This window comes from Candidatus Neomarinimicrobiota bacterium (assembly GCA_041154365.1).
Lineage (GTDB): Bacteria > Fidelibacterota > Fidelibacteria > Fidelibacterales > Fidelibacteraceae > Fidelibacter > Fidelibacter multiformis.
In genome coordinates this window covers 715,533-739,838 of the sequence record AP035449.1, presented here as the reverse complement: position 1 = coordinate 739,838, position 24,306 = coordinate 715,533, and the positions used below count along the sequence as shown (strand labels likewise).

The following is a 24,306-nucleotide window of genomic DNA, read 5'->3' as shown; positions in this document are numbered from 1 at the left end:
ACAGACCTATAAAAGGCTTAACACGATAGAGTTTAATTTTGTTTCTGCTGTGTCGGAACGGGACAATACGATAACGGGAACAGACGCATTGAGAATAAGTCCGCCAGCCTTCGCCTGTTCCAGAAAGATCATCTGCTTGATCATAAAATTGGCAGGAGTAATCTCCGGGAAAATGATGACATCCACCTTCCCGGATATCTGTGATTGAATCCCTTTTTTCCGGGCCGCATCTTCTGATAAGATAACATCCAGGGCGATGGGTCCTTCTGCAGAATATCCCCTTTCTGTGTATTCCCGTGCCAATACAAACGCATCACCGGTAGCCGGGATTTTTGGATTCACTTTTTCAATGACTGCTGCAAAGGCGATGCGGGGTTTACGACCCAAAACCTTTTCTGCAAAAGCAACGGTCCCTTCTGTAATCTCTCTCTTTGTCTCCAGATCCGGCGCAATATTGATGCCCCCGTCCGCTGCAAAGAGGATCCGGGGATAGGCCGGTGTATCACAGACTGCCACATGGGACAAAACTTTCCCGGTCCGAAGCCCTTTTTCTTTATCCAAAAGGGGCTTCATGAAATCCGCTGTGGGGATATCCCCCTTCATGATCAGATCTCCTCCACCTTCCCGGATATCGGCTACAGCTGCGGCTGCCGCTTCAACCGGTGATGGTGCATGATAAACTGACGAAACCTTAAGCTCATGCTTTTCTGCTTTCTCTTCAATCAGGGTCCGGTTTCCAAAAAGACGAAGCCGGATCAGCCCCTTGTCTACTGCCTGCTTAAGGCCTTCAAATACAGAATCCGCTTCCGGATTCACCACATTGCAATTCTTGGGTTCCCGGGCAGAAACCCGTTCATATAAATCTGTAAATCTCATGGTATCCTCACACATAATCCTGAATGGGAATGTCTCCTTTCAGCGCCCTGAATCCTCCATCTGCCATGGCTTCCAACTCATTTTCACCGGGAATAATATGAAGATTGAACCGGGAAAAATGATCCTGAAGCCGCCGGGTAATATACGAACAATGTGCCAAACCACCAGTGATCAAAACTGCTTTCACTGCATAGTGACAAGCTGCCAGCATGGCTCCGATTTCTTTTTCAATCTGATAGATCATGGCATCCATAATCAGCCTGGCATATTCATCCCCTTCCTGAATCCTTCTTACCACTTCCCGGGCATCATTGGTTTTTAAATATCCTTTCAATCCGCATTCCCTGGAAAGATAATGATCCAGTTCTTTTCGTGTATAATCTCCGGAAAAAGCCAAATCCAGCAGACCACTGATGGGGAGTGCCCCTGCCCTTTCCGGTGAAAAAGGCCCCATACCCAGCAATCCATCATTCACATCCCGGATCTTACCCAATTTTAAGGCACAAACAGAAATGCCACCCCCCAGATGGGCGACCACAAAATTTTCTTTTTCAAGGGTTGCTCCATGTTCGTCACACCATTTTCTGGCTGTGGCTTTAATATTCAGAGCGTGGCTGCGGCTGCGGCGTTTGATTTCAGGAACACCTGAAATCCGTGAAATCTCATCAAATTCATCCACACTCACAGGATCAATAATCCATGCCGGAACATGGTACAATTCCCCAAAATAATGAGCCAGCAATCCTCCCAAATTACTGGCATGATTGGAATACCGACATTCCCGAAGATCCGAAAGCAGTTTAGGCGTAATTTTATATACACCGCCCTCCATAGGCTTCAGTGGAGCTCCCCGGCCGACCACGGCAGCCAGACCGGACAAATCGGTCTTTTCCAAAAAACGCTTTAATAAATCCCGTCGATATCCATATTCCTGCACCACGTTCTTTCGGGCATATTCCTGCTCAACTGAGACGGATATTTCATCTATTTTTCCCCTGGAAGTAAATAGACCCGCTTTCGTGGATGTGGATCCGGGACTGATGGTGAGTATTTTTTTCATACATGCCTCTCCCCTGATTCAAATAGACGTTGCCTGATTTCTCTTTCCTTTCAAAAAGACAGATTTTCCTTGCAACTCTTCAGGTATTGTCATCATTTTTTCTCATTAAATATATATAATACTTTGATAAAAAAGAAAGGGTTTCTTTCCTTTCAAACCAAGCTTTTCCTGCTTTAGCCTAGGGGTTTAGAAGATACTCTGAAGTAATCTCCGCTGTACTGCTCAACATGGCATTTACGCTGCAATACTTGGTTTCACTCAGTTCAATAGCACGGGCAATGGCCTTTTCAGAGAGTTCATTTCCCCAAAATTTGTAAACCATGTGAATCTTTGTAAAAACTTTCGGATGTTCACTGGCCCGTTCTGCTTCAATATCCATGGTAAAACGATCAAAATTCATACGCTTCTTTCGCAAGATAGATAGAACATCCATGGCTGTGCAACCGCCCAGAGCTTCCAAGACCAGTTCCATGGGCCGTGTTCCGGCATTAAATCCATGTAAAGACTCATCAGCATCGAGAGTAATCCAATGACCTGAATCTCCTTTCGCCATAAATGTTAAATGATCCGCCAGTCCCTGCAATGTTACTTTCATCCGATCCTCCAGATTTTTTTTATAAGTTTTTTATTATCGTGTGAATAAACTGATCCTCAGGCAAAGCACCTTCCAGATCGAAAAGATGATTGACAATTGTTTTTGGAACTCCTTTGACCCCTGCTTCCTTTCCCAATTCAGGAAATTCCGTCACTTCAATCATATCCGCCCGTATATGGGGATTAAGAAAAGCCATTTTGTGGATAAGCCGGATCACAGATGGGCAATAAGGACAGGTTGGCGTGACATACGTTTGTATATGAAGGGGTGTATCAACTTGACTGATCTGCCGGACCAAATCTTCCGGTAACCCGGTCCGTCTTTTGGAAACAACAAGAACCGCCCCCAAAAGGGAATGAAACTCATATCCTCCAGGCATCCCGTAAAACCGGATCCCCGTATCCTTCATGGAGTGGTCCAGGAGAGCAAGTGCCGGAACCCTCTCGATGTCCAGATCACCGATTTCACCTGCATCTTTGTCAATATCGTATACATCCACCCGTATTTTATCGGAAAATTCAGCAAATTCCTTAAGCAATTCCCGGGTTTCGCGGCAATAGGGGCACATTGTGTCCCGTTTGACAAAGACAAGCTGTACCGGGTCGGACATACCTGACAGATGAGTTCTGAGGGTTCGTTTGTCGTTTTCTGAAAAAAATCCCAAAAGTTTCTCCTAAATCTGGTTTTTTAGTGGACACAGAAGTCCCGGCGTTACAATGATCCAGCTAAAGATTCAATTTTTATGTTAACAGATTTTTTTATTTAACCTTTATGCCTTAGGACTTTCCCGGGATGTTTCCCGGTATGATTTCCCTCACGGATGACAGGTACACCCTCTACAAAGACATAGGGAATTCCTTCGGGATACTGGTGGGGATTTAAATATGTGGCTTTATCCTGTACGGCATCCGGATTGAAAAGAACCAGATCCGCCACGTACTTTTCCCGGATAAAACCCCTGTCTGTAAGTCCCACTTTCAGGGCATTCTGTGCGGACATTTTTCGTATGGCTTCGGGAAGGGACAGCACCTTTTCATCCCGGACAAATTTCGCCAAAACCCGGGGAAAGGATCCATAACAGCGGGGATGGGGTTTACCTTTGAAGAGGGGCCCATAAGTTGCCCTGACCGAACCGTCTGATCCAATGCTGACAAATTCCGCCTTGAGGACTTTTTTCAGATTATTTTCTTCCATGGCAAATCCGATAGTTGAAACTTCTGCCTTAAAATCAATCAGAAGCTTTCGTACCGTTTCGTAGGGACTCAACCCCAGGGCATGGCTAATATCCTGCAATGTTTTACCTTCAAAATCTTTACCACCGGCACCCCGGCAGCTGCTGATGAGTACACGATCCCAACCTCCGATCCGTGCACCCCGGCCAAGGATATAATCCCGGACCTGTTCTTCGTTATGACGGTTCTTCAGTCGTTCTATCATCTCTTCCGTACTTCCCTGGCGTGCCAATACCGGTAAAAAGGCCGAAAGTCCTGTAGACCACGCAATGTAAGGATAGCGGTCTGCATGGACAGGAATTCCTTCCTGGCGGGCTTTATCGATCATCGAAAGCATGGCATCCACTTTGTGCCAATTGTTCTTGTTACAGGCTTTTAAATGAGATATTTGCAGGGAAACACCGGCCTGGCGGGAGATGTCCAATGCTTCTTCAATGGCTTCTTCCACCCGGTCGTCTTCGTTCCGCATGTGAGTGGCATACAATCCCCCATATTCTGCCACTGTTTTGGACAAGGCGATGAGCTCTGTTGTTCTGGCGTAACTCCCCGGGGCATATTCCAGGCCTGTTGATAGTCCCAGACTCCCCATCTCCAGGGTACGGGCCAGAACCTGTTTCATGGTTTTCAATTCATCAGCAGAGGGATCCCGGTCGTATGATCCCATCACCGTATCCCGCAGGGCTCCATGACCTGTCAGAGTCATGTAATTTATGGATGTCCCCCGCTTTTCAATGGCACGAAAAAAACCATCCAAATCCTTCCAGGATTCATCTATCTGATACTGATCCCGAAGCTTTTGTTGCAATTTTTCCACATCTGTTTTCGTCAGGGGAAAGGGAGATGATCCACAATTTCCCGAGACCTCCGTCGTGATTCCCTGGCGGATTTTCCCTTCCGCATTGGGATTTGCCAGCAATTCGAGATCGGTATGACTGTGGATATCCACAAAACCCGGAGCCGCCACATATTTTTTCCCGTCAATAATCATGTGGGCGGTGGCATTTTTAAGGGATCCGATGGCTGTGATTTTTCCATCGCGTAACCCAATATCCGCTGTATATATTTCCTGGCCTGTACCATCTGCAATCCGGACATTTTGGATGAGAATGTCCAGCCGGGAACGAACTGAACAACCCAATGCCAATCCGCCTGCCGTCAACAGACTCGTTTTAATAAAATCCCTGCGTGTCCATTGCCCCGATGATTGTTTCATACTTAATGTTCCGTTCTTTCTATTCACAATTTTCTGATTTAAATGTCTTTTCAGGTTCTGTGATTTTGGGAAAAGTAAAAATGAAACAGGTATTCCACTCTTTGCAGGATTCCACTTTCACCACTCCCCCATACCGAAGCGTTGTCTTTTGAACGATAAATAAACCAAGACCGGTTTGGGCCGTTTTACCAAATTTAAAATTTTCTTCAAATACTTTGTCACGGATCTCATCCGGTATGGGTTTTCCGTTATTGGCGACTTTCAACACCATGGCATCCCCTTCTCCGGAAATCTCGAACATCATATCCGTTGCCTTGCCGTGACGAATCGCATTGGACACAAGATTGTTCAAGAGAGAATATATCAGGTCATCAGCATAAATACATCCCTGTCCATGACATGTAAATGACAGGTTCTTATAATCCTTCATCACCCGGTAAACCGCCCCTTCCAGAGACACGGGCCGGAGTTTGTCCGGGTCATGCAGAATTTTTTCGGCGTTCTTCATCCGGTCAATCATCCGGATACCCCGGTCAGAGGCCTCCACGATACTGTCCAGCATCTCTTCATTCGATGTTCTTTTATAAAGGGATGTGGCAGATTTAGTAATGGTAAAGATATTTGCCAAATCGTGCCGGAGAATTTTGTTCATGAGATGGAGGAATTCTTTCTGGCTTTCGATGGTCTTCTCGTAGTTTTTTCTCCGGCTGATTTCCTCAGAAATCAAAAGTACGCCTTTCTGGCGGCCGCTGTCATCTTTTACAGCAGTCGTCCGTATTTCAAACCAGCCATCTGCATAAACATCGGTGGAATCAAAATCCCCCTCCAGACTCCTGGCCAACAAACCCTGAATACCTTCAGGCGAATCCGGTACCGCCAGTTCCAGAATCGACATGCCCGGTTGAATGGTCTGTCCGGTAAGGCGGTGAAAAAAATCTGTTCCCATGGCATTGAACGTGTCGATTTTTCCATCCTTTTTTAAAAAAACAAATCCGAGTCCTGCCGACTCAAAAACAGTATTCATCTGCAGTGTCAACCGCATCAGGACTTCATTTTTCTTCACCAGTTTACGCTGTAAATCCACAAGATTGTTGTTCAGTTGTGAAAAATGGTTTAAAAGATCATCTTCATTAAAATTCTTTTTTGACAGTAATTTGGATTGATGACGAATGGTATCCGTCTGAACGGAGTTCATGCTGGTCAGATCCTGGATATAATCCAGAAGAACCACATTTTCGGCAGTGCAAATGATGGTTAAACCAGATTCTGTTTTGGCACCGATAAGCTGAACCGTCATCGGCATATTCCGGAGGCTTATGTCCCGAATGACAGCCGCGCCATGATATGCAATTTCATAAAAAAAATGGGATAGTCGAGTCTTATCTTCCACCAATTCTCCCAGATACGTCAGATTTTCCGATACCAAGGCGTGATCATCCCGGAGAATTTTCCGGATATTTCCCGTCTCATCCGTCAGGAGTGCAAAATGTATTGAATGTTGATCTTTCATGATTCAAACCATTCTGTTGCCTGCTTAACAGCCATTTGAGCATTTCGGGCTGTTCCGTCTGCACCGACCTTTTCCCACAAATCTCCATCCACCAGAAAAGGGTAACCACCCACCATAATTTTCATGGTTTTCAGAGGGTCCTGGACCCGGATATCATTTATGAAAGCCTGCAGTGTTTTAAGATGCACCATCATGGTGGTGGAAACAGCGATCAGGTCGAATGTTTCATCCCGAAGGGTTTTTAACATATCGGGAATGGGAGCGTTGGCGCCAAAAAACGAGGTATCCCATCCATCCATTTCAAAAAAGTCTGCCACCATCCGGATACCCAGTTCATGCAATTCAGATCCGATACAAAAGGAAGCCATTTTCCAGCCGTTTTTCTCCGAGGTAAAAATCCGGGGATAAAGTTCGGACATGATCATCTGGGTCACAGCTGTCGCATAATGCTCCTGGGCAACACTGATCACACTGGTCTGCCACAATCGTCCGATCATTCGCTGGGACGGCTCAAACACATTCAGATAGAGATCTGAAATAGTCATTCCTTCCTGCAGAGCCTTCATTACTATTTGCCGGGCATTATTCCGGTCCGCCCGGATGACATGCCGGATATACTGACCCGAAAGTGTATCTTCCGACGGAAGAATATCCCCTTCCCGGGATTCCTGAACCATGTTAAAACTTTCCTCTGCTTCAGCAAAGAACGGATCCACCCAGGATTCCCCGGGAAATACCGTATGAATCCCTTCACGCAAAATGTCATAACTTGTCCGAAGGTGACTCACGGGTATCTTTTTATTGATGAGAACATCAGCCAGCCAGGCTGTAAAATCCCGAAACAGAATAGGTGAATCCAGATCTACTGCCTGGGACAGGTACTGTAAAATGTATTTCAGATCCCGTTCGCAAATATCCCGGTTTTTCCGGATGTCACACACATCTTCGGAAATCATTTTTTGCAGACTCAAGCGAAGAATATCCGGTCTATGCTGATCCAGCTTTTTGCTGTTTTCGTTCATCATGGGAAAATCCTCCCTGGTATAGGCAAAAATACAGTTTGCTATGCATAAAATCGACCCTTTTTTATATTTATATTTTAAAGTATTTTGCTTCGGGATGAATCAGTATCAAGGCAGTTGTAGAGCATTCCGGTACCAGTTGATATCCTGAGGTAAGACTGACACCGATATCTGAAGTTTTCAGAAGCTTAAGAATCGTCTTTTGACTTTCAAGTCCAGGTGCCATGGGATAACCCGGACTGATTCGGATCCCCTGAAAAGTTCCGGGTTTTTGATATGTTTCCGCTTTATGTTTATCCAGACTCAGTTCATGGCGAATCCGGGCATGGTTTTCTTCAGCCAGAGCCTCGGTCAATTGCATTAAAAGTCCATGATAAAAGAAATATTCGGCATAGTCATGGGATGTATACAAACGGCGGCTGGTACGGACGGCTTCATCACCCATGGTCACGCATTGAATGGGCAGAAGTCCCTCCCGGTCCGGTAAAAAGTAATCGATCACGGAAAGACACTCACCCTTGTCCTGCCGTGGAAAAGACAGATTACATCTTTCGGAACTGCCGGGAAGATGCATTGAAAGCACTGTATCCGACTGTCTTTGAACCAGACAAAAGGCATACACAGCTCTGGGATGGAAAGACTTCCGGATTTCATCCCGATGAAGCATTTCCTCCAGGCGTTCTTCCCCTTCTTCCTTTAAAAAAGTTTCATATTCTTCACGGGACATTTTCCCTTTGCGCAACTGCCACTGAAAGGTAAACAGGGTTTTACGGTTCAAATAGTTTACAAGTGTATCCAGATCGATTTCCTGCCGGATCTGCACACCCTCAACAGGCGGACCGGGATACTCATAGGCAGAGAGCCCGGTTTGACGGCATTCTTCTTTTTCAAATGAACTTTTTTCCTTCTTTTTTTTATTTTGAAGGATATTTTTTTCTTCTGTCTTCTCATCCAGGGCATTCAAGATAGACAAGCCCCGGAACGCATCGGCGGCGTAAAAAACGTTACCTTCATATACAGGTGCCAACTCTTCACGGACAAAAGATTCCGTCAAAGCGGCACCTCCAAGTAAAACAGGAATAGTGATGTGATTTTCTTTCAGCACTATCAGGGTATTTTTCATTTCAAGGGTAGACCGGACCAGAAGTCCGCTGAGCCCAAGAGCATTAGGTTGAATCGTCTGGACAGCATTCAACACCGCTTCGGGTGTTTGTCGAATACCGATATTATGAACGATAAATCCATTATTGGATAAAACCACATCCACCAGATTTTTCCCAATATCATGCACATCGCCCCGTACTGTTGCCAGGATCACCGTACCCTGGATCATGCTTTCGTTTTTATCCATGAAGGGTTTCAGGATATCCACCGCTTTTTTCATAACGGATGCCGATTTCAGGACAAAGGGGAGCTGCATTTTACCTGATCCAAAAAGTTCACCGATTTCCTTCATGCCCGGTAACAGGATATCATTGATGATATTCAGGGGAGAAATGTTATTTTTTAACGCCATCAGCACCTTCTCAAGTCCGGAAGAATCCCCATGGAGCAGTTTTTTCTTTAAAAGGTCTTCCGGTGAAATATCTTCCTGATTTGTTAAATCTTCCTGTGGAATATCTTCTCCTCCGGCCTGAATCAGGTGAATCAAAGGATCCTCTTCCGACGAATCATTGAAAATAAGTTGACGGCATAGCTTTTGTAGCGGATCGGGGATATCCGGAAGGGGCATAATTTTTCCGGGATGGATGATGGCTGCATGTATCCCGGCTTGTACCGCCTCATACAACATGACCGAGTTCAGCATATGCCGGATCCGGGGTTTCAATCCAAAAGAAACATTGCTTACCCCCAGCAGCAGATGGACCTCCGGGAAAGATTCCCGGATTTCTTTTACAGCCCTAAGGGTTTCCACTGCCGTATTCCGGTCCGCATCTTCTCCGCTTGCCAGGGTAAAGGTAAGGGGATCCATAAAGAGATCCTGTCTGCTGAGTCCGGCCTTTTCCGCCAGTTTAATCATCCGGCCGGCAACGGCACACTTCCGCCCGGCTGTTTTGGCCATGCCCTCTTCATCAATCGTCAGGCAAATCAGCATGGCTCCGTATTGTTTGCAAAGCCGGGCCATGGAAAGAAAAGCCTCTTCTCCGTTTTCCAGGTTGGCTGAATTCACAATGCACCGACCGGCACACCGTTTCAGGGCCGTTTCAATTACCACGGGATCGGTGCTGTCAATTTGCAGGGGAAGGCGGCATTCCGTGTTCAATCGGCGGAAAAAATAATCCATATCTGTTTTTTCATTCCGCCCAACAACGGAAAGGGAAACATCTACTACATGAGCCCCTTCCTGCTCCTGTCCGTTCACTATGGACATCATGGTATCCCAGTCTTCCTCATGCAATGCTTTTCGGAAAGCCCGGGATCCATTGGCATTGGCCCGTTCCCCAATCAGAAGGGGCGCCGGTTCTACCCGGACAGCCTGACTTTGATACAGGGATGAAACGCTTGACTCACCAGAGACTTTACGGGAGTATGTGTTTTGCACTTTACCGGCTTTATCTGCAATACAGCGGATATGATCGGGTGTGGAACCGCAACACCCGCCGACAATGGAAGCACCCATATCCTGCACAAAAGTTTTGATTTCCAAAGCCATCTTTTCCGGCTCCAGTTCATACACAAAACGCCCTTTTTTATGAACCGGCAAGCCTGCATTGGGCATGGCAAATACCGGAAAGGGTGACAATTCAGATAATTGGCGCAGATGAGAACGCATCCCTTCAGGACCCGTTGCACAATTGAGTCCCAAAGCAGACAAGGGATAAGGAGACAGGGCAGTGACCACCGCGGGAATATCAGATCCGGCCAACATGGTGCCTGTAGATTCGATAGTAACAGAAACGATCAGGGGAATATCCGGTGCAATATCCAAAATAAGCCGGACCAGGGTCTTAACATGGAGCAAATCCTGAGCTGTTTCAATGATGAGCAGATCAACACCTCCGTCGGTCAGACCCTGAATCTGAGCTTGGTAGGCTGTGTAAATGGTGTCGGGACTCACATGGTTCAGGGAGGGCATCCGGCTACCAGGTCCCACCGATCCGGCCACCAGGTGGAAATCCTCCTTTGTCTTCAAAGCATTGATAGCTTTCCTGGCCCGTTGGACTCCTGCTACATTCAACTCATAGACCCGGTCTTCCAAACCGTGCTCCTTCAGAACCAGGGCATTGGCCCCAAAGGTATTTGTTTCAATGATATTGGCCCCGGCATCCAGATACTGCCGGTGAATGGATTCAATAAGGTCCGGCCGGGAAACATTCAACATTTCAGGACATCCTTCGTGACCGGCATAATCTTCCGGCTTTAAACCGGCATCATCAATCAGAGTCCCCATGGCTCCGTCAATGATGCAAACGCCCCGGGTAAGATAATCGTGAAAAGCTTTTCTGCTGATGGTCATATCACCTCGTATGCTTTATGTAATTTACCGGAATCCGGAGAGAGGAAAAACAGACAATCGCCATTTGGGAATCTTTTCTCAGGGACTCCCGGCTATTCACTCATATTTGGGTGATATTTTTCTTGTCACCGTCGGTAAACTCCAATAATTTTCCTCGCAAACGGAGGAATCATGAAAAATTTTCGCAGGATAACTGTCCAGAGTTTTGTCCCCGAAGAGCTTCAGGAACTGAAAGAATTCAGTTACAATTTATGGTGGAGCTGGAAGCCCAATGCCCAGAAGCTGTTCCGGACCTTAGGGGATGAACTGTGGTATGATGTTGAACACAATCCTTTAAAACTTTTAAAATATCTGAGTCAGAATCAATTCAATACCAAAGCAAATGATCCCGAATTTCTGGACATGATGAAATCGGTGATGGATGAATTCAATCATTACATGTCCCGGAAGGACACCTGGTTTGATGAAACATACCCGGAGAAAGAGGATTTTCTGGTAGCTTATTTCTCGGCAGAATTCGGCATTCATGAAAGCGTTCCCGTGTACTCCGGTGGATTGGGGATCCTGGCTGGTGACCATTGTAAAAGCGCCAGTGATCTGGGTATACCTCTGGTGGGTGTGGGAATGATGTACAAACAGGGTTATTTCAACCAGCAGATAGACGGGGATGGAAATCAGGAAAACATGTATCCAAGTTATGATTTTGGAGAAATTCCTATTTTACTGATCCGGGACGAGAAGGGCAATCCCCGCAAAATCTTTATCAATTTACCTGGGCGGAAAGTGTATGCACAGATCTGGCGAATGCAGGCCGGAAGGACATCCATCTACCTTTTGGATACGGACATTCAGGAAAATCTGCCTGAAGACCGGATTTTGACATCCCAACTGTACGGTGGAGATCATGAAATGCGGATCACCCAGGAACTGTTGTTGGGAATCGGAGGTGTTCGGGCTTTGCGTTTGCTGGGGTACAAACCTTCCGTCTGGCACATGAATGAAGGACATTCAGCCTTTCTGGTTCTGGAAAGGGTCCGTGAACTGGTTGAAGAGGGCATGGCCTTTGACGTGGCGAAAGAAATCGTATCCAGCAGTTCCATTTTCACCACCCATACGCCTGTTTCAGCAGGACACGATGCCTTTGACGAAGCCCTGATGCATAAATATTTTGATCATTGTTTTCAGAATTACGGACTGGACTGGAATACCTTTTACATGCTGGGACGGGATGTCAACAAGAACTTCAGCATGACGGTCCTTGCCATGAAGATGGCCAAAAGCTGCAACGGAGTGAGTCGTCTGCACGGTGAAGTAAGCCGTCGTTTGTGGAGTGATATTTGGAAAGATATTCCGGTTAGTGAAATTCCCATTAGCCACGTAACCAACGGAATACACACGGAAACCTGGGTTTCCCGAGAATTCAGAAAGCTCTATAATGAATATCTGGGAGACGACTGGATTGTACGCATTGATAATCCGGAGATGTGGGAAACCGTCAACGATATCCCGGCCGGACGGCTTTGGGATGTCCATAAAATTCGGAAGCAGCGGCTGGTGGATGTGGTTAAGCAGCGCATCAGAAACCGGGACCAGCGGAATGGTGTTCCCCAATACATTACAGACCGTGCCCTGGAAAACCTGACACCGGATGCATTGTTTATAGGATTTGCCCGGCGTTTTGCCACCTACAAGCGGGCAACTCTTCTTTTCCGGGATATTGAACGTTTGAAACGCCTTGTCTCCAACCGGGAAAAACCGGTGGTCTTTTTCTTCGCCGGAAAAGCACATCCTGCCGATCGTCCGGGACAATCCCTGATCAAGGAAATTTACCATATCAGCATGAGTGAACCGTTTCTGGGTAAAATTTTCATTCTGGAAAATTACAATATGACCCTGGCACGTTATCTGGTGTCCGGTGTGGATATTTGGCTGAATAATCCAAGGCGTCCCCGGGAAGCCAGCGGGACATCCGGTGAAAAAGTACCTGTAAACGGCGGCATCAATTTTTCCGTTCTTGACGGCTGGTGGGTGGAAGGATTCAACGGAAAAAACGGGTGGACCATCGGCGAACCGAAAGAATATGCCAATAACGATATCCAGGATAGTGAGGATAGTGCGAATCTGTACTACACACTGGAGAATGCCATCATACCGGAATATTTTGAAAGGTCAAATGGTGATCCCTATTCCGAAGCCTGGATTCGCCGTATGAAAGAATCCATCCGGTCAGTGACTCCGGTATACAGTACACACCGGATGGTAAAAGACTATATGAACAATCTTTATAAACCGGCTTTTGAACACAAACAACTCCTAACAGTAAATAATTATAAAAAAGCAAAAGAGCTGGTGGAATGGAAGCAGAAAATTGTTCATGCCTGGAAGGATGTCTGGGTTACTGAAATCAACCCGGTGGAAGAATTCATCAATACATTGCACATGCAGATCACCTGTGATGTAATGCTGGATGGATTGAATCCTGAGGATGTTAAAGTAGAAGTATATCTGGTGAGGGAATACCAGGAAGATCAGGCACCAGTATCTGTCGTGGAATTGAAACTCAAGAAAAAAAATACCGAAGGACGATATGTCTATGCAGGAACGGTGGAAATTCCAAAGGCAGGGACCTACAGCTACAACGTTCGGGTAAGGCCCTGGCATAAAGACCTGCTGCATCCCTTTGAAACGGGAATGATCCGCTGGATGCAGATTGTCAGTTAATTCTTACGGAATATATAAAAGATATTCCCGCATAAAAGTTATAGACAAAAACGGCAGTCTTAAAGGCTGTCGTTTTTATTTTATCCCTACTTCCCAAATTCAATTTAATTTTCATGTGTTTCAATCCTATAAATTCGTATAATTAATAATGAATCATGTTTAACCAAAAGAACCGGTAAGTGATCATGAATCAAGTTCCAAAAGGCCGTCCCAGCTATTTGCATCATTTAAATCAATCCCGCATATTTCGGTTCATCCGGACCAGCGGAAAAATTTCCAGGAATCAGCTTGCTCGGAAAACGGGTTTAAGCATCCCTACCATCAGCCGCTCCCTTCAGAATCTGGAAAATTTTGGATTGGTTGTTTCCTCCGGAAGCCAGGAATCCGGTGAAAAAGGAGGCCGCCCATCACAGCTATTCCATTTCCCGGCCACTCAAAATTATGCGATTGGTATAGATCTTGAAAAAGAGACCTCATCCTGTATCCTGGCTGATATGTCCGGAAAAATCCGGGAGTCTGTCACGATGAAAACATCCGCCGGGGCAACGGTGGAGGACGTGAACCACATGGTCCTCCAGTGCATCGAGGGAATGCAATCTAAAATACCATCCCGGGGGCACTTGAGAGGAGTGGGATTGTCCGTTCCGGGACTTGTCAACCGGCAGGAGGGAATTCTCACATACTCCCACACCTTTGGTTGGAAAGACATCCCCCTTGCTTCCCTTATCCGAAAGAAAACCCATATCCCGGTCTTTTTGGATAATGAGGCGAATCTTCTTTCTCTGGGTGAACTCTGCTTTGGATCAGGAAAAATCTATAAAAATTTCATATGTGTAGATATCCGTTATGGCATTGGATGCGGTATTGTATACGAGAACAAACTACTGGATATCCCCGGAGAGTTGGGACAAATCTGTCTGGATAACCTGACGCACGTCAAGAAAGACATGCCCCGGCTGACACTGGAAGACAGGGCTTCAGACCATGCGGTGCTGAAAAAAGTCGAAATAATGTTGCAACAAGGGTCCACATCCTCGCTTCTCAAATCTTATACCGGACCTGTCACTCTGGACCGATTCAGGGAAGCCTTGCTGAATAACGATCAGGCAGCACTGAGTATCTTTAACCAGGCCCTGTCAGACCTTGGTATTGCTCTTGCTTTCCTGGTAAATATTTTTCATCCCGAAGCCTTTATTTTTCACGGCCCGATGACGGAGAATAATCCCCTTTTTTATTCACGATTACGGGAAGTTATCGACACTTGCTCCCTTAGTCCCTTTTCAGCAACTCTGGATTTAAAACCTTCACGTTTTCAGAATATGGGAGGTTCCGTTGGAGCTGTAGCCCTGGTGCTACATGAACTCCTCGATCTGAACCCTGCCTTTTTTACCAAATCCTGACCTAAAAATGACGAAAAAGTCCCCTAAAAGAGAAGTCCCGGTACTAAGACCGGGACCGGGGAGAGAGAGAAGCATGATGAAAGAGAAAAATGACTATTGCAAAACCGGAAAGGGTGGCTTCCGGTACATCATTATCTTTCAACACGTATAAGGTAAACAATTCTCAAGACACAAAACAAGGATATTTTTTTGATTGTTCAGTTTTTTTTGATTTTTTATGAATTATTAAGCTCTTTTAAAGAAGAATAACAACAAAATATCGACAAATTTGAATTATTGACGAAGGCGGTCAAAAAAACGTCTTAACACATTCCGTTTGATATTCTTTTTATACAGGGATTCCAAGTCGTAATCTTCCGGATGGAGCAGTTGAAGGATCTCTGTCCAGGACACTAACCCGCCGATATTCCGGTCGTCAATATATATCTCCGCATTGATTTTCCGGCCTCTGTTTTTTTCCCGGTTTTCCCCAGGGTAGCTTTCATTCACGGCCCAAAATTCAACACCCTTCTTTTTGCAGTATTCTACGGCTTCCGTCAGACTGTCACCGGTCCGGTAAGTCCATAAAATGAGTTTATGTCCCTTCTGCTGCAAAATTTTCAGTGTTTCAAAGGCATAGGGGATCTCTTTCCCGATGGCCGGATAACGGTGTTCCACAAGTGTCCCGTCAAAATCCACTGCTATGATCATAGAAGCTCCACTTTTTTTAAGAATTTATATAACCCTGGTTTATTTCGCAAATGTGGTCGGATGAATAAAAAAAACCATTTCAAAAGACTGACGTGACGCGTCATTTCCGTTTTTCAGACAATTTTTGCGCCTGCTTAACAGTCATACGATCCCAACCGGGTTGTCTTAAAATCATTTCCAATATGAAGGCCGATCCAACCGCGTCGTAGTAGGCATCATGGGGATGACCATCAGGACAGATTTTTTTCACGGTGGTGGTGAGATTCAGCCGGTCCAACAGATATTCCAGGTTGTACTTTTCCTGACCAGGCCATACCTGACGGCTCATATTGAGTGTGTCTATCCAAATTCCATCTGAATGGGCAGGGAAAACGTTTCCCAGGATTTTTTTCTCTGTTCCCGTATTATGAGCTGCCAAAATCTGCCCATCAATAAATGGTCGAACTTCATGCCACAATTCAACAAGCCGGGGAGACCGTTTGAGCAGATGCCGGATACGGGCATGACGACCCGGAACATAGGGATTAATCGGCCGGTCCCCTACATAGAGAAAACGATTCAGGCTTTTTTCAGGATTCACTTTTCCTTTTTCCAGGACGATTAGCCCAATTTGCCAGGGCTCATCCGGGTAATCTGCCACCGGTCCTGTTGTTTCAAAATCGAGGACCGTTATGTTGCTTTCTTTCAATAGCACGTTTTCTCCGAGTTTTGAGTTGAGAGTGGAGAGTAGTGAGTTGGAGTGATGAGTAATGAGTTGAGTTTTGAGTTGAGAGTGGAGAGTAGTGAGTTGGAGTGATGAGTAATGAGTTGAGTTTTGAGTTTTGAGTTTTGAGTTTTGAGTTTTGAGTCTTGAGTCTTGAGTTGTACCTCATCAGATACCCATAAACCCCTGAGCTCTTGAACCCCTGAGCCCTTGAACCCCTGAACCCCTGAGCCCCTGAACCCCTGAACCCTTGAACCCCTGAGCCCTTGAACCCTTGAACCCCTGAGCCCCTGAACCCTTAAACATTTAAACGTTTAAACCACACATTCATACTCTCAATTCCCTTCCCAATCCGTGTATTATTGATCAGGGTCCCGCCGTATTCGTAACCCAGGCGGGAGAATGTGATATTCATGCCGAAAGAGACAGCCCGTGCGATAGTGTAGGCCGTGATAAAACCCTCTTTTGAACAATATGTCTCCATCTTTTTCAACAGGTGTCTTGCCAGTGAACGTCCGCGATAATCAGGCAATGTGGCAAAATCCGTCATTTCTACAAAGGCATGATCCCGGTACATCTCAGCGGAAGAAGCGGCAATGATCTTTTCTTCGTTATGCACAATAAAATACCGATTATGTCCCGAATCCATGGATTCCTTCAAAAAATCCGGATCTCCAATGGGAAAGGGATATTCGGGAAAAACGGCCTGATACACAGTCGCCAGCTCAGGAAGATCTTTCTCTTCAGCCATCCGAAGGTTAAACCCTTTTTTCAAGGAAGCAGGGGCCGGTTTGACAGATTTATCCAGAGCCGTTCGCAACACTTTATTTAAATGCTCTTCCCGTTTTGCTTTTTTCCTCCGGTCGGACAGGAAATATCCCAAAAAATATCCTTTCTCCTTCCCGGCATATAAATCCGGTATCACGGCTTCAGTAAGAAACCCCCTGTCGATAAATGGCCGGATTCCTTTCTCGGGAATCCGGACAAAAACCTTGGTATACTTTTTCAGTCGGGCTAATTCCAGCAGGGATTCAGCAATGAACTCCGGATCATCTTCTCCCCACTCCATGAGATAAATCCGGTCGTTATAGGTTCCGTGCTGAATCAGGGATTTTCCGATATATTCCGTTTGATCCGTCATTGGTCATCCTCTTCTATGTCATCGTCCTCCCCGTTTCTCCGGCTGAATCTCTCATTATCCTGGGGAATCAGTGAATAGGTGTCATCATCGTAACTTAAGAGCTTTTCGATGCCAATAGCTTTATATTCATCGGCTTCATCCAGCTTGAGCTGAAGTTTGCAATCATCACAATTCCTGTCACAAAAGACAGGCTTATAACTATCCGGTTCCTTATAAGAACAGATTACCCCTTCATAATTTCTGAGTACCACTTTATTGGTTCCCCAAGAAATAAGATAATTCGGCATAACAGGTATTTTACCCCCACCATCGGGGGCATCAATCACATAACGGGGTACAGCAAAACCACTGGTATGGCCTATCAGACTTTCAATAATTTCAATCCCTTTACTGACAGGTGTCCGGAAGTGGGACAAGCCTTCGGACAGGTCACATTGATAGAGGTAATAGGGGCGGACACGGTTTTTGACCAGTTTGTGGACCAAACGGCGCATAATACGGGGACAGTCATTCACGCCGGCCAGAAGCACACTTTGATTACCCAGGGGAAATCCACCATCTGCCAGTTTTCTCAAGGCTTCCTGGGCTGATGCTGTGACTTCCCGGGGATGATTGAAATGAGTGTTGATCCACAAAGGCTGATGCTTTTTCAGCATAGCTACCAATTCATCCGTAATCCGATAAGGCAAGACAACCGGTGTGCGGGTCCCGATGCGGATGACTTCCACATGCTCAATCTTCCGTAACTCTGTGAGAATCCAGTCCAGATAACGGTCACTTAGAAGGAAAGGATCCCCACCGGATAAGAGCACATCTCTGACAACCGAAGTATTCGCAATATAATCAATCCCCTTTTGTATCTGTGTCCGGTTTGGAATGGAATCTACATCGCCGACCTTCCGCTTCCGGGTGCAATGACGGCAATACATGGAACAGGTATTGCTGACATGAAACAAAACCCTGTCAGGATAACGATGGGTAATTCCTTCCACCGGACTGTCCCTGTCCTCTGCCAGGGGATCAGGCATATCATACTGAGCATGCATTAATTCGGATGGACTCGGAAAAGATTGCATCCATACCGGATCGTTTTCACGGTCCTCTGTGTCAATGAGGGATAAATAATAGGGCGTAATGGACAGAGGAAAACGTTTTACGGTTTCGTCCAGGTTCTTCCGTTCTTCAGGAGTGAATTTAATACCCAGTAACGTTTCAAATGTATCAATATCCCGGACAGAATGACGCAATTGCCATTTCCAGTCCTTCCACTTTTTTAATTCTACATCGTCGGCTATTTTGCCGGCCAGCTCTTTCTGATGATCATTAAATATGCTCATATGTCTCTCCTTTTGAATAAATCCACAATGTCGCCTGGAAATTTTATGCTAATTGTCCTGTTTTTCTTTCAACGTATTCAACATATAAATATAATGATATTTTATAAGTGTTTCAAGAAAAAAACCGGCTATTCGTCAAGATTCGGTTTTAAGAGGGTATGGATATTCAGAGTCTTTTTGAAAAAATGTATTTACTATCCCCCTCATCATAAAAATCCGGGAGAATTGTTTCAACCCGGTACCCGTTTTTCAGATAAAACTCCCGGGTCGGCAGATAATCTTCCCGCGAAGAGGTTTCGATATACATAATTTCCCCTCCTTCTTCTTTGATGAATTTTTCACAGGTTTGGAGGAGAATTTTACCGTATCCTTTCCCCTGGGCATCTTTATGGACGCCAATCCAGTAGAGATCAAAGCGCTGATGGGTACAGGGAACCGGGCCGAAAACGGCAAATCCCAGAGGTTTATTCTTTTCCTCTTCGAGAAACAGGAAGGTATAACCTGTTTCTTCACCTTTAAACAGGACCTCTTTACCGATGTCACAGGCTGTTTTAATTTCGTAGTCATGAAAAAGTCCGCTGGATGCCAGGATTTTTTCAATGTACGCTATGTCAGAGGGAAGGATCCCTCTTCTGATCGTCATGGATTGCCTCTTGGATAATCCTCAAAATAAGTTCCTGATATGACAGTCCCTCATACAAGGCCGCAGCGGCCAAACCGCCATCGGGTGATATGCAGGGATTGGCATTCACTTCCAGAATCCAGGGTTGGTTGTCCTCATCCACCCGGAAATCCACCCGGGCATATCCCTGGAGTCCGGTGAGATGCCAGCATTGTTCTGTCAATTCTCTCAAACGATTCAACAAAACCTGATCGGATTCAGAATAGGTAAAAGTCCGGTTGCTTTGCCGGTAACGGAAAGATGATTCCACCCATTTGGATTCATAATCCACAATTTTAAAGGGATTTACATCACCGGTAAAGATCATTTCCGCGGGAAACAGGATCTGGGCTGTGCCTCCATGTTCGATGACGGAGACATTGAATTCCCGTCCCGGCACAAAATGTTCTCCAAAGAAAGGGATGGACTCTGCTTTTTCAAAGGATTCAAGAATCTGCTGTGCCTGACTGTAGGATCGGACATCCCTGACAGAATCGTCTGAAATACCGATAGAAGCATCTTCACGAACGGGTTTGAAGATATACCATCCCGGTATAAAATGATCTGAATCCTGCCGTTTAAAAAGAGAGGGTGTAGGGAGTCCGGCTTCCGAAAGGATATTCTTTGTGAGTATTTTGTCCGTGGTTAAAAAAAGAGTCCTATGGGAACTGCCTGTAAACGGGATTTTAAGAAATTTCAGGATGGTTGGAATCATGGCAGCTGCATCCGCCGAACCGCCAAATGTTTCCACCAGATTGAAGGCAAGGAAAGGATTCATGGCTTTAAGGACAGGAATGAAACGGAAACCGGGATCCGCTGCCAGGGTGACCGGTTCAAATTCTTCAGTTTCTAGGACCTGTCGGATACTTTCTGCAGCATTCAGGACATCCACTTCGTCCGGTGGACCATCCTCATGAACTTCCTGATGAAGAATCACAATTCGCTTTTTATTCATGGGAAGCATCCCCAAAAATTCTGAGCCGTGCCGATTCCATAATCCGTCCAATCAGGTTTTCATAGGACACACCATTCAGCCGGGCAAGTATGGGAAGGTCAGATTCTATAGGATGCAATCCAGCCAACGGGTTGACTTCAATAAATTCCGGCTCTCCATTTTCATTATGTCGGATATCGATCCGGCCTCCATCCCGACATTCCAGCAGGCACCAGGCTTTCAGGGCCATTTCGGCACAGGCATCATAGACACTTTGTTCCGGTACCCGGTATCGGACAAAATCCTGGTAGTTTTTCTTGTTGACCAAACCATAGATCTCACTTGCAGCATCCGGCAGGAAACAAATCTCCATGACTCCCACAACCTGTCCCCTGGATCCGGAACCCGTGATTCCCACGGTAAATTCACGACCCGGTAAAAAGCGTTCCACCAAAACCGGTTGCTGATAACGGTCCAGAAGGTTTTTGCTGACGACAGACAATTCTTCCTGTGAATGAACTACAGACTTTGCCCCAATTCCTTTACCGGTTCCTTCTGCCAAAGGTTTGGCAAAAAGAGGGAACGGTAATTTGATATGCCATACATCTTCTTCAGACCGGATAATTTGAAAATCAGGTGTTTTAACGCCCCCATCCCTCACGATCCGTTTTGCCATGCCTTTATGGAGGGTCACGGAAAACACAAGGGGATCGGAAAAAACATAGGGGATGTTGTAAACGTCCAAAATTGCCGGAACCTGTGCTTCGCGGCCTATACCCCTTATCCCTTCGGCGATATTGAAAACCAGGTCCCAACGGTCTCCCCGGCATAAGCGTTGTATCAAATCCCGGGCGGAACCGATACGGTCCACGGTATAGCCCATTGATTTCAGAGCACTTTCCACACCTTCAACGGTTTCAATGGAATCAAATTCCGCCACTTCCAGGTCACTGTATCCTGACCGTAAATAGTCATCTTTCAGATCATACGTAAATCCAATATTCATGTGAGTCTCACGTTATATTTAGTGCGGGTTATTCGGGTATTCCGGTCGGGTCAGGATACCGAAATGCTTTGTTTTCATAGTTTTTCAGGTAAATATACTGATCATCGTGTCCCTGAACATAATCCGGAAGCAGGGGAATTTTTCCACCGCCGCCGGGGGCATCAATCACATAGGTCGGCACGGCATACCCGCTGGTAAATCCCCTGAGTTTTGCCATAATCTCCAAACCTTCCCGGACAGGTGTTCTGAAATGCACGGAACCCTGAACCGGATCACACTGATACAGATAATATGGTCTGACACGGACTTTCAAAAGTCTGTGATAAAGTTCTTTCAAAACATCCGCGTCATTGTTGACTCCCTTCAACAGGACTGTCTGGCTTCCCAGAGGGATTCCGGCATCCGCCAGCCGGGTACACGCCAGGTTGGTTTCCGCCGTCATCTCATCGGGATGGGTAAAATGGAGACTCATATATAGGGGATGGTACTTTTTCAGGATTTCCACCAATGAGGGAGTAATCCGTTGGGGCAAAACCGCCGGAACCTTGGAACCAATGCGGATCATCTGGACATGGGGAATTGCCCGCAAGCGGGAAAGAAGACTGTTCAGACGGAAATCATCCAGGGTTAGGGGATCTCCTCCCGAAATAATCACATCCCTGATTTCCGGATGGGTGCGGATATATTCAATTCCTTTATCCCAGGCTGCTACACTGAAACGGAAATGCTCCTTCTCCTGTCCAACCAGTCTGTGCCGTGTACAATAGCGGCAATATGCTCCGCAAAATTCCGTTACCAGAAATAAAACCCTGTCCGGATATCGGTGAACTATATTGGGAACCGGAGTCATGCTATCTTCACTCAAAGGGTCACCACTTTCTCCGAAACTAACCGTCAGTTCTTCTTTTCGGGGAATCATGGTTTTCCGAAGAGGACACTCCGGTCCCTTACCATAAATCAATCCGGCGTAATACGGTGTCATTCGTAAAGGTAATGAAACACCGGAATTACGAAATGCCTCTATCTCGTCATCACGTAAGGTAAAAATCTGCTCCAGCTGATGAATATCACGGATACTGTTCCGGATCTGCCATTTCCAGTCTTGCCATTCTTCTGCCGTGGATCCGGGAAAAAAGCGCCTATAAAAAAAAGAAACAGCATCAGGCTGTTTCGCACCATATTCCACTGTTAACGCCGCGCCACCAGGCTCCGGGACAAGTGGAACATCATCGTCGTCAGGTAACATCTCTCGTTTCATTTTATTCCCTCCCTTGTTTCAGCCTTTTCGCTGAAACGCTATGAATAACAGGTCATTTTACGCATTTTTTACAACATTTTTTTAAAAATTTTTTAAAAATAAAAAAAATTTGTTTACTCGAATTCCTCAGGGTATCAGTGGTGTAGATTTCATGAATCATGAAAACACTGTCTGTTGTTCTGTTGCAATCTTAAATTTATATGAGAATGATACATCATTTGAGGATAACCAGACTCATCATTCTCCAGAATAAAGGGATTTGAAACGAAACGCCACATAAAACACATATTATTGTAATAACAAAAAAGGAGAGCATGATGAAATTGGTATTTCGAACAGTTCTGTTACTGATGACAGTTACCCTGATGATCATGGCACAGGAAGACAAAAAAGAATCCGGATGGACATACACCATGACAGGGAATCTGAATCTGAGTCAGATTGCTTTGGACAATTGGGTTGAAGGTGGTGACAATGCCTGGTCCTGGCAATTAAATATCAAGGGCAAAGCTACACGGGAAGAGACCACATTTAAATGGGTTAGCAGCGGAAATGCCAATTTCGGAAAATCAAAAATTGGATCAGACCAATCACGGAAAGCTGTTGATGAGATCCAACTGGAATCGGTGTATACCCGTAAACTGGGACTGCCGGTCAATCCCTATGCTGCCCTGACTGCCAGAACCCAGTTTGCCAAGGGCTATGAATACTCGGACACATCCAGAATGGCTATTTCCGCTTTTATGGATCCGGGATATTTTACTCAAAGTGTGGGCATGGGTTATCAGTTTAAAGATTCCTTTTCCACACGCCTGGGGGCTTCTATGAAAGAAACCATAACCTCTGATTTTCCCGTCCCGTATGCCGATGATCCTGAGACAGCTGAAATTGAAACATCACGTATTGAATTTGGAGCTGAATCTGTGACAGATTTGAATCTTTCTTTTTCAGAAAATCTCCTGTTCAGTTCACAGTTATCCCTCTTCAGTGATTTTTCCGCCTTGAATAAAATTGATGTAGACTGGGACAGTCAATTAACAGCAACCATCAATAAATATGTCAATGTCAATCTGGCATTCCGCCTCTTATACGACCGGAATCTGCATGTCAAACGTCAGATCAAGGAAGCGCTGGCTATTGGATTGACCTATAATTTTTTCTAGATTCTACTAATACATCTTGGTACGCACAGAAAAGAGGTTTTATATAAAACCTCTTTTTTTTTGAATTCAGGGGATTCATAACATTACTAATCTCATATATTATAATCTGATGAAATTGGATGCCTGTATTCTACTTTCAGCGCACTTAAATCATAAAATCATAACTCAGGATTTCATATAGTTGCCAAGTTGGCTTTCAAAACAGACGTATTAAGATACGGTGTAAATCATTTTAATTGGTACAGCCGGGGAGACTTGAACTCCCACGCCTTACGGCACCAGATCCTAAGTCTGGCGTGTCTGCCAATTCCACCACGGCTGCATAAC

At 45.6% G+C, this 24,306-nt stretch carries 19 protein-coding genes and 1 tRNA gene; 3 read left to right on the top strand and 17 right to left on the bottom strand.

Features of this window, described 5'->3' with window-relative positions:
- Nucleotides 1–6: 6 nt before the first annotated feature.
- The 8 genes from strainIA91_RS03165 to metH form a co-directional block, all read right to left on the bottom strand.
- On the bottom strand, nt 7–876 hold the full coding sequence (locus tag strainIA91_RS03165; RefSeq protein WP_400167655.1) for a phosphate acyltransferase: 870 nt from the start codon (nt 874–876) through the stop codon (nt 7–9).
- A 7-nt stretch (nt 877–883) separates the two neighbouring features.
- Nucleotides 884–1,936 (bottom strand): butyrate kinase, encoded by a 1,053-nt coding sequence (buk, locus tag strainIA91_RS03160; RefSeq protein WP_400167654.1) that lies wholly within the window; start codon nt 1,934–1,936, stop codon nt 884–886.
- 178 nt (nt 1,937–2,114) lie between these two features.
- Complete coding sequence (locus tag strainIA91_RS03155; protein ID WP_400167653.1) at nt 2,115–2,531, bottom strand: OsmC family protein; 417 nt, start codon at nt 2,529–2,531, stop codon at nt 2,115–2,117.
- Nucleotides 2,532–2,550: 19 nt separating this feature from the next.
- Entirely contained in the window at nt 2,551–3,195 is a 645-nt protein-coding gene (pdo, locus tag strainIA91_RS03150) for a protein disulfide oxidoreductase (RefSeq protein WP_400167652.1), read from the bottom strand.
- Nucleotides 3,196–3,293: 98 nt separating this feature from the next.
- Nucleotides 3,294–4,976: an amidohydrolase family protein gene (locus strainIA91_RS03145; protein WP_400167651.1), complete on the bottom strand. Its 1,683-nt coding sequence runs from the start codon at nt 4,974–4,976 to the stop codon at nt 3,294–3,296.
- Between the two features lie 19 nt (nt 4,977–4,995).
- Nucleotides 4,996–6,486 carry a sensor histidine kinase gene (locus tag strainIA91_RS03140; protein WP_400167650.1) on the bottom strand — a complete coding sequence of 497 codons (1,491 nt, stop codon included), beginning with the start codon at nt 6,484–6,486 and terminating at the stop codon, nt 4,996–4,998.
- The gene (locus tag strainIA91_RS03135; RefSeq protein WP_400167649.1) at nt 6,483–7,511 is read right to left on the bottom strand and encodes a B12-binding domain-containing protein; all 1,029 of its coding nucleotides are present in this window, start codon (nt 7,509–7,511) and stop codon (nt 6,483–6,485) included. The genes strainIA91_RS03140 and strainIA91_RS03135 overlap by 4 nt, the downstream gene beginning before the upstream one ends.
- Before the next feature lie 67 nt (nt 7,512–7,578).
- A complete protein-coding gene (gene metH / locus strainIA91_RS03130; protein WP_400167648.1) occupies nt 7,579–10,965 on the bottom strand; it encodes a methionine synthase in 3,387 nt (1,128 codons plus the stop codon).
- 171 nt (nt 10,966–11,136) lie between these two features.
- Between metH and glgP the strand changes: the two genes are divergently transcribed.
- Both glgP and strainIA91_RS03120 read left to right on the top strand, forming a co-directional pair.
- Complete coding sequence (gene glgP / locus strainIA91_RS03125; RefSeq protein WP_400167647.1) at nt 11,137–13,686, top strand: alpha-glucan family phosphorylase; 2,550 nt, start codon at nt 11,137–11,139, stop codon at nt 13,684–13,686.
- Nucleotides 13,687–13,871: 185 nt separating this feature from the next.
- On the top strand, nt 13,872–15,086 hold the full coding sequence (locus tag strainIA91_RS03120; protein WP_400167646.1) for an ROK family protein: 1,215 nt from the start codon (nt 13,872–13,874) through the stop codon (nt 15,084–15,086).
- A 273-nt stretch (nt 15,087–15,359) separates the two neighbouring features.
- Here the strand turns inward: strainIA91_RS03120 and strainIA91_RS03115 are convergent, their stop codons facing one another.
- The 8 genes from strainIA91_RS03115 to strainIA91_RS03080 all read right to left on the bottom strand — a co-directional run bounded on the left by strainIA91_RS03115 (nt 15,360) and on the right by strainIA91_RS03080 (nt 22,816).
- Nucleotides 15,360–15,776: a BT0820 family HAD-type phosphatase gene (locus strainIA91_RS03115; RefSeq protein WP_400167645.1), complete on the bottom strand. Its 417-nt coding sequence runs from the start codon at nt 15,774–15,776 to the stop codon at nt 15,360–15,362.
- A 100-nt stretch (nt 15,777–15,876) separates the two neighbouring features.
- Nucleotides 15,877–16,470 carry an exonuclease domain-containing protein gene (locus tag strainIA91_RS03110; RefSeq protein ID WP_400167644.1) on the bottom strand — a complete coding sequence of 198 codons (594 nt, stop codon included), beginning with the start codon at nt 16,468–16,470 and terminating at the stop codon, nt 15,877–15,879.
- Nucleotides 16,471–16,777: 307 nt separating this feature from the next.
- Nucleotides 16,778–17,620: a putative beta-lysine N-acetyltransferase gene (ablB, locus tag strainIA91_RS03105; RefSeq protein WP_400167643.1), complete on the bottom strand. Its 843-nt coding sequence runs from the start codon at nt 17,618–17,620 to the stop codon at nt 16,778–16,780.
- Nucleotides 17,617–18,957, bottom strand: coding sequence for a lysine 2,3-aminomutase (gene ablA / locus strainIA91_RS03100; RefSeq protein WP_400167642.1), 1,341 nt, complete (start codon nt 18,955–18,957; stop codon nt 17,617–17,619). The genes ablB and ablA overlap by 4 nt, the downstream gene beginning before the upstream one ends.
- 166 nt (nt 18,958–19,123) lie before the next feature.
- Nucleotides 19,124–19,600, bottom strand: coding sequence for a GNAT family N-acetyltransferase (locus strainIA91_RS03095; RefSeq protein ID WP_400167641.1), 477 nt, complete (start codon nt 19,598–19,600; stop codon nt 19,124–19,126).
- Entirely contained in the window at nt 19,569–20,573 is a 1,005-nt protein-coding gene (locus strainIA91_RS03090; RefSeq protein ID WP_400167640.1) for an ATP-grasp domain-containing protein, read from the bottom strand. The genes strainIA91_RS03095 and strainIA91_RS03090 overlap by 32 nt, the downstream gene beginning before the upstream one ends.
- On the bottom strand, nt 20,566–21,558 hold the full coding sequence (locus strainIA91_RS03085) for a D-alanine--D-alanine ligase (protein WP_400167639.1): 993 nt from the start codon (nt 21,556–21,558) through the stop codon (nt 20,566–20,568). Before strainIA91_RS03085 ends, strainIA91_RS03090 begins: the two co-directional genes overlap by 8 nt.
- Before the next feature lie 28 nt (nt 21,559–21,586).
- Nucleotides 21,587–22,816 (bottom strand): KamA family radical SAM protein, encoded by a 1,230-nt coding sequence (locus strainIA91_RS03080; protein ID WP_400167638.1) that lies wholly within the window; start codon nt 22,814–22,816, stop codon nt 21,587–21,589.
- Between the two features lie 314 nt (nt 22,817–23,130).
- Here strainIA91_RS03080 and strainIA91_RS03075 point away from each other — a divergent pair, with 314 nt between their 5' ends.
- Nucleotides 23,131–23,979 (top strand): DUF3078 domain-containing protein, encoded by an 849-nt coding sequence (locus strainIA91_RS03075; RefSeq protein ID WP_400167637.1) that lies wholly within the window; start codon nt 23,131–23,133, stop codon nt 23,977–23,979.
- Between the two features lie 237 nt (nt 23,980–24,216).
- Here the strand turns inward: strainIA91_RS03075 and strainIA91_RS03070 are convergent.
- Nucleotides 24,217–24,301: transfer RNA gene (locus strainIA91_RS03070), tRNA-Leu, on the bottom strand.
- Nucleotides 24,302–24,306 lie beyond the last annotated feature (5 nt).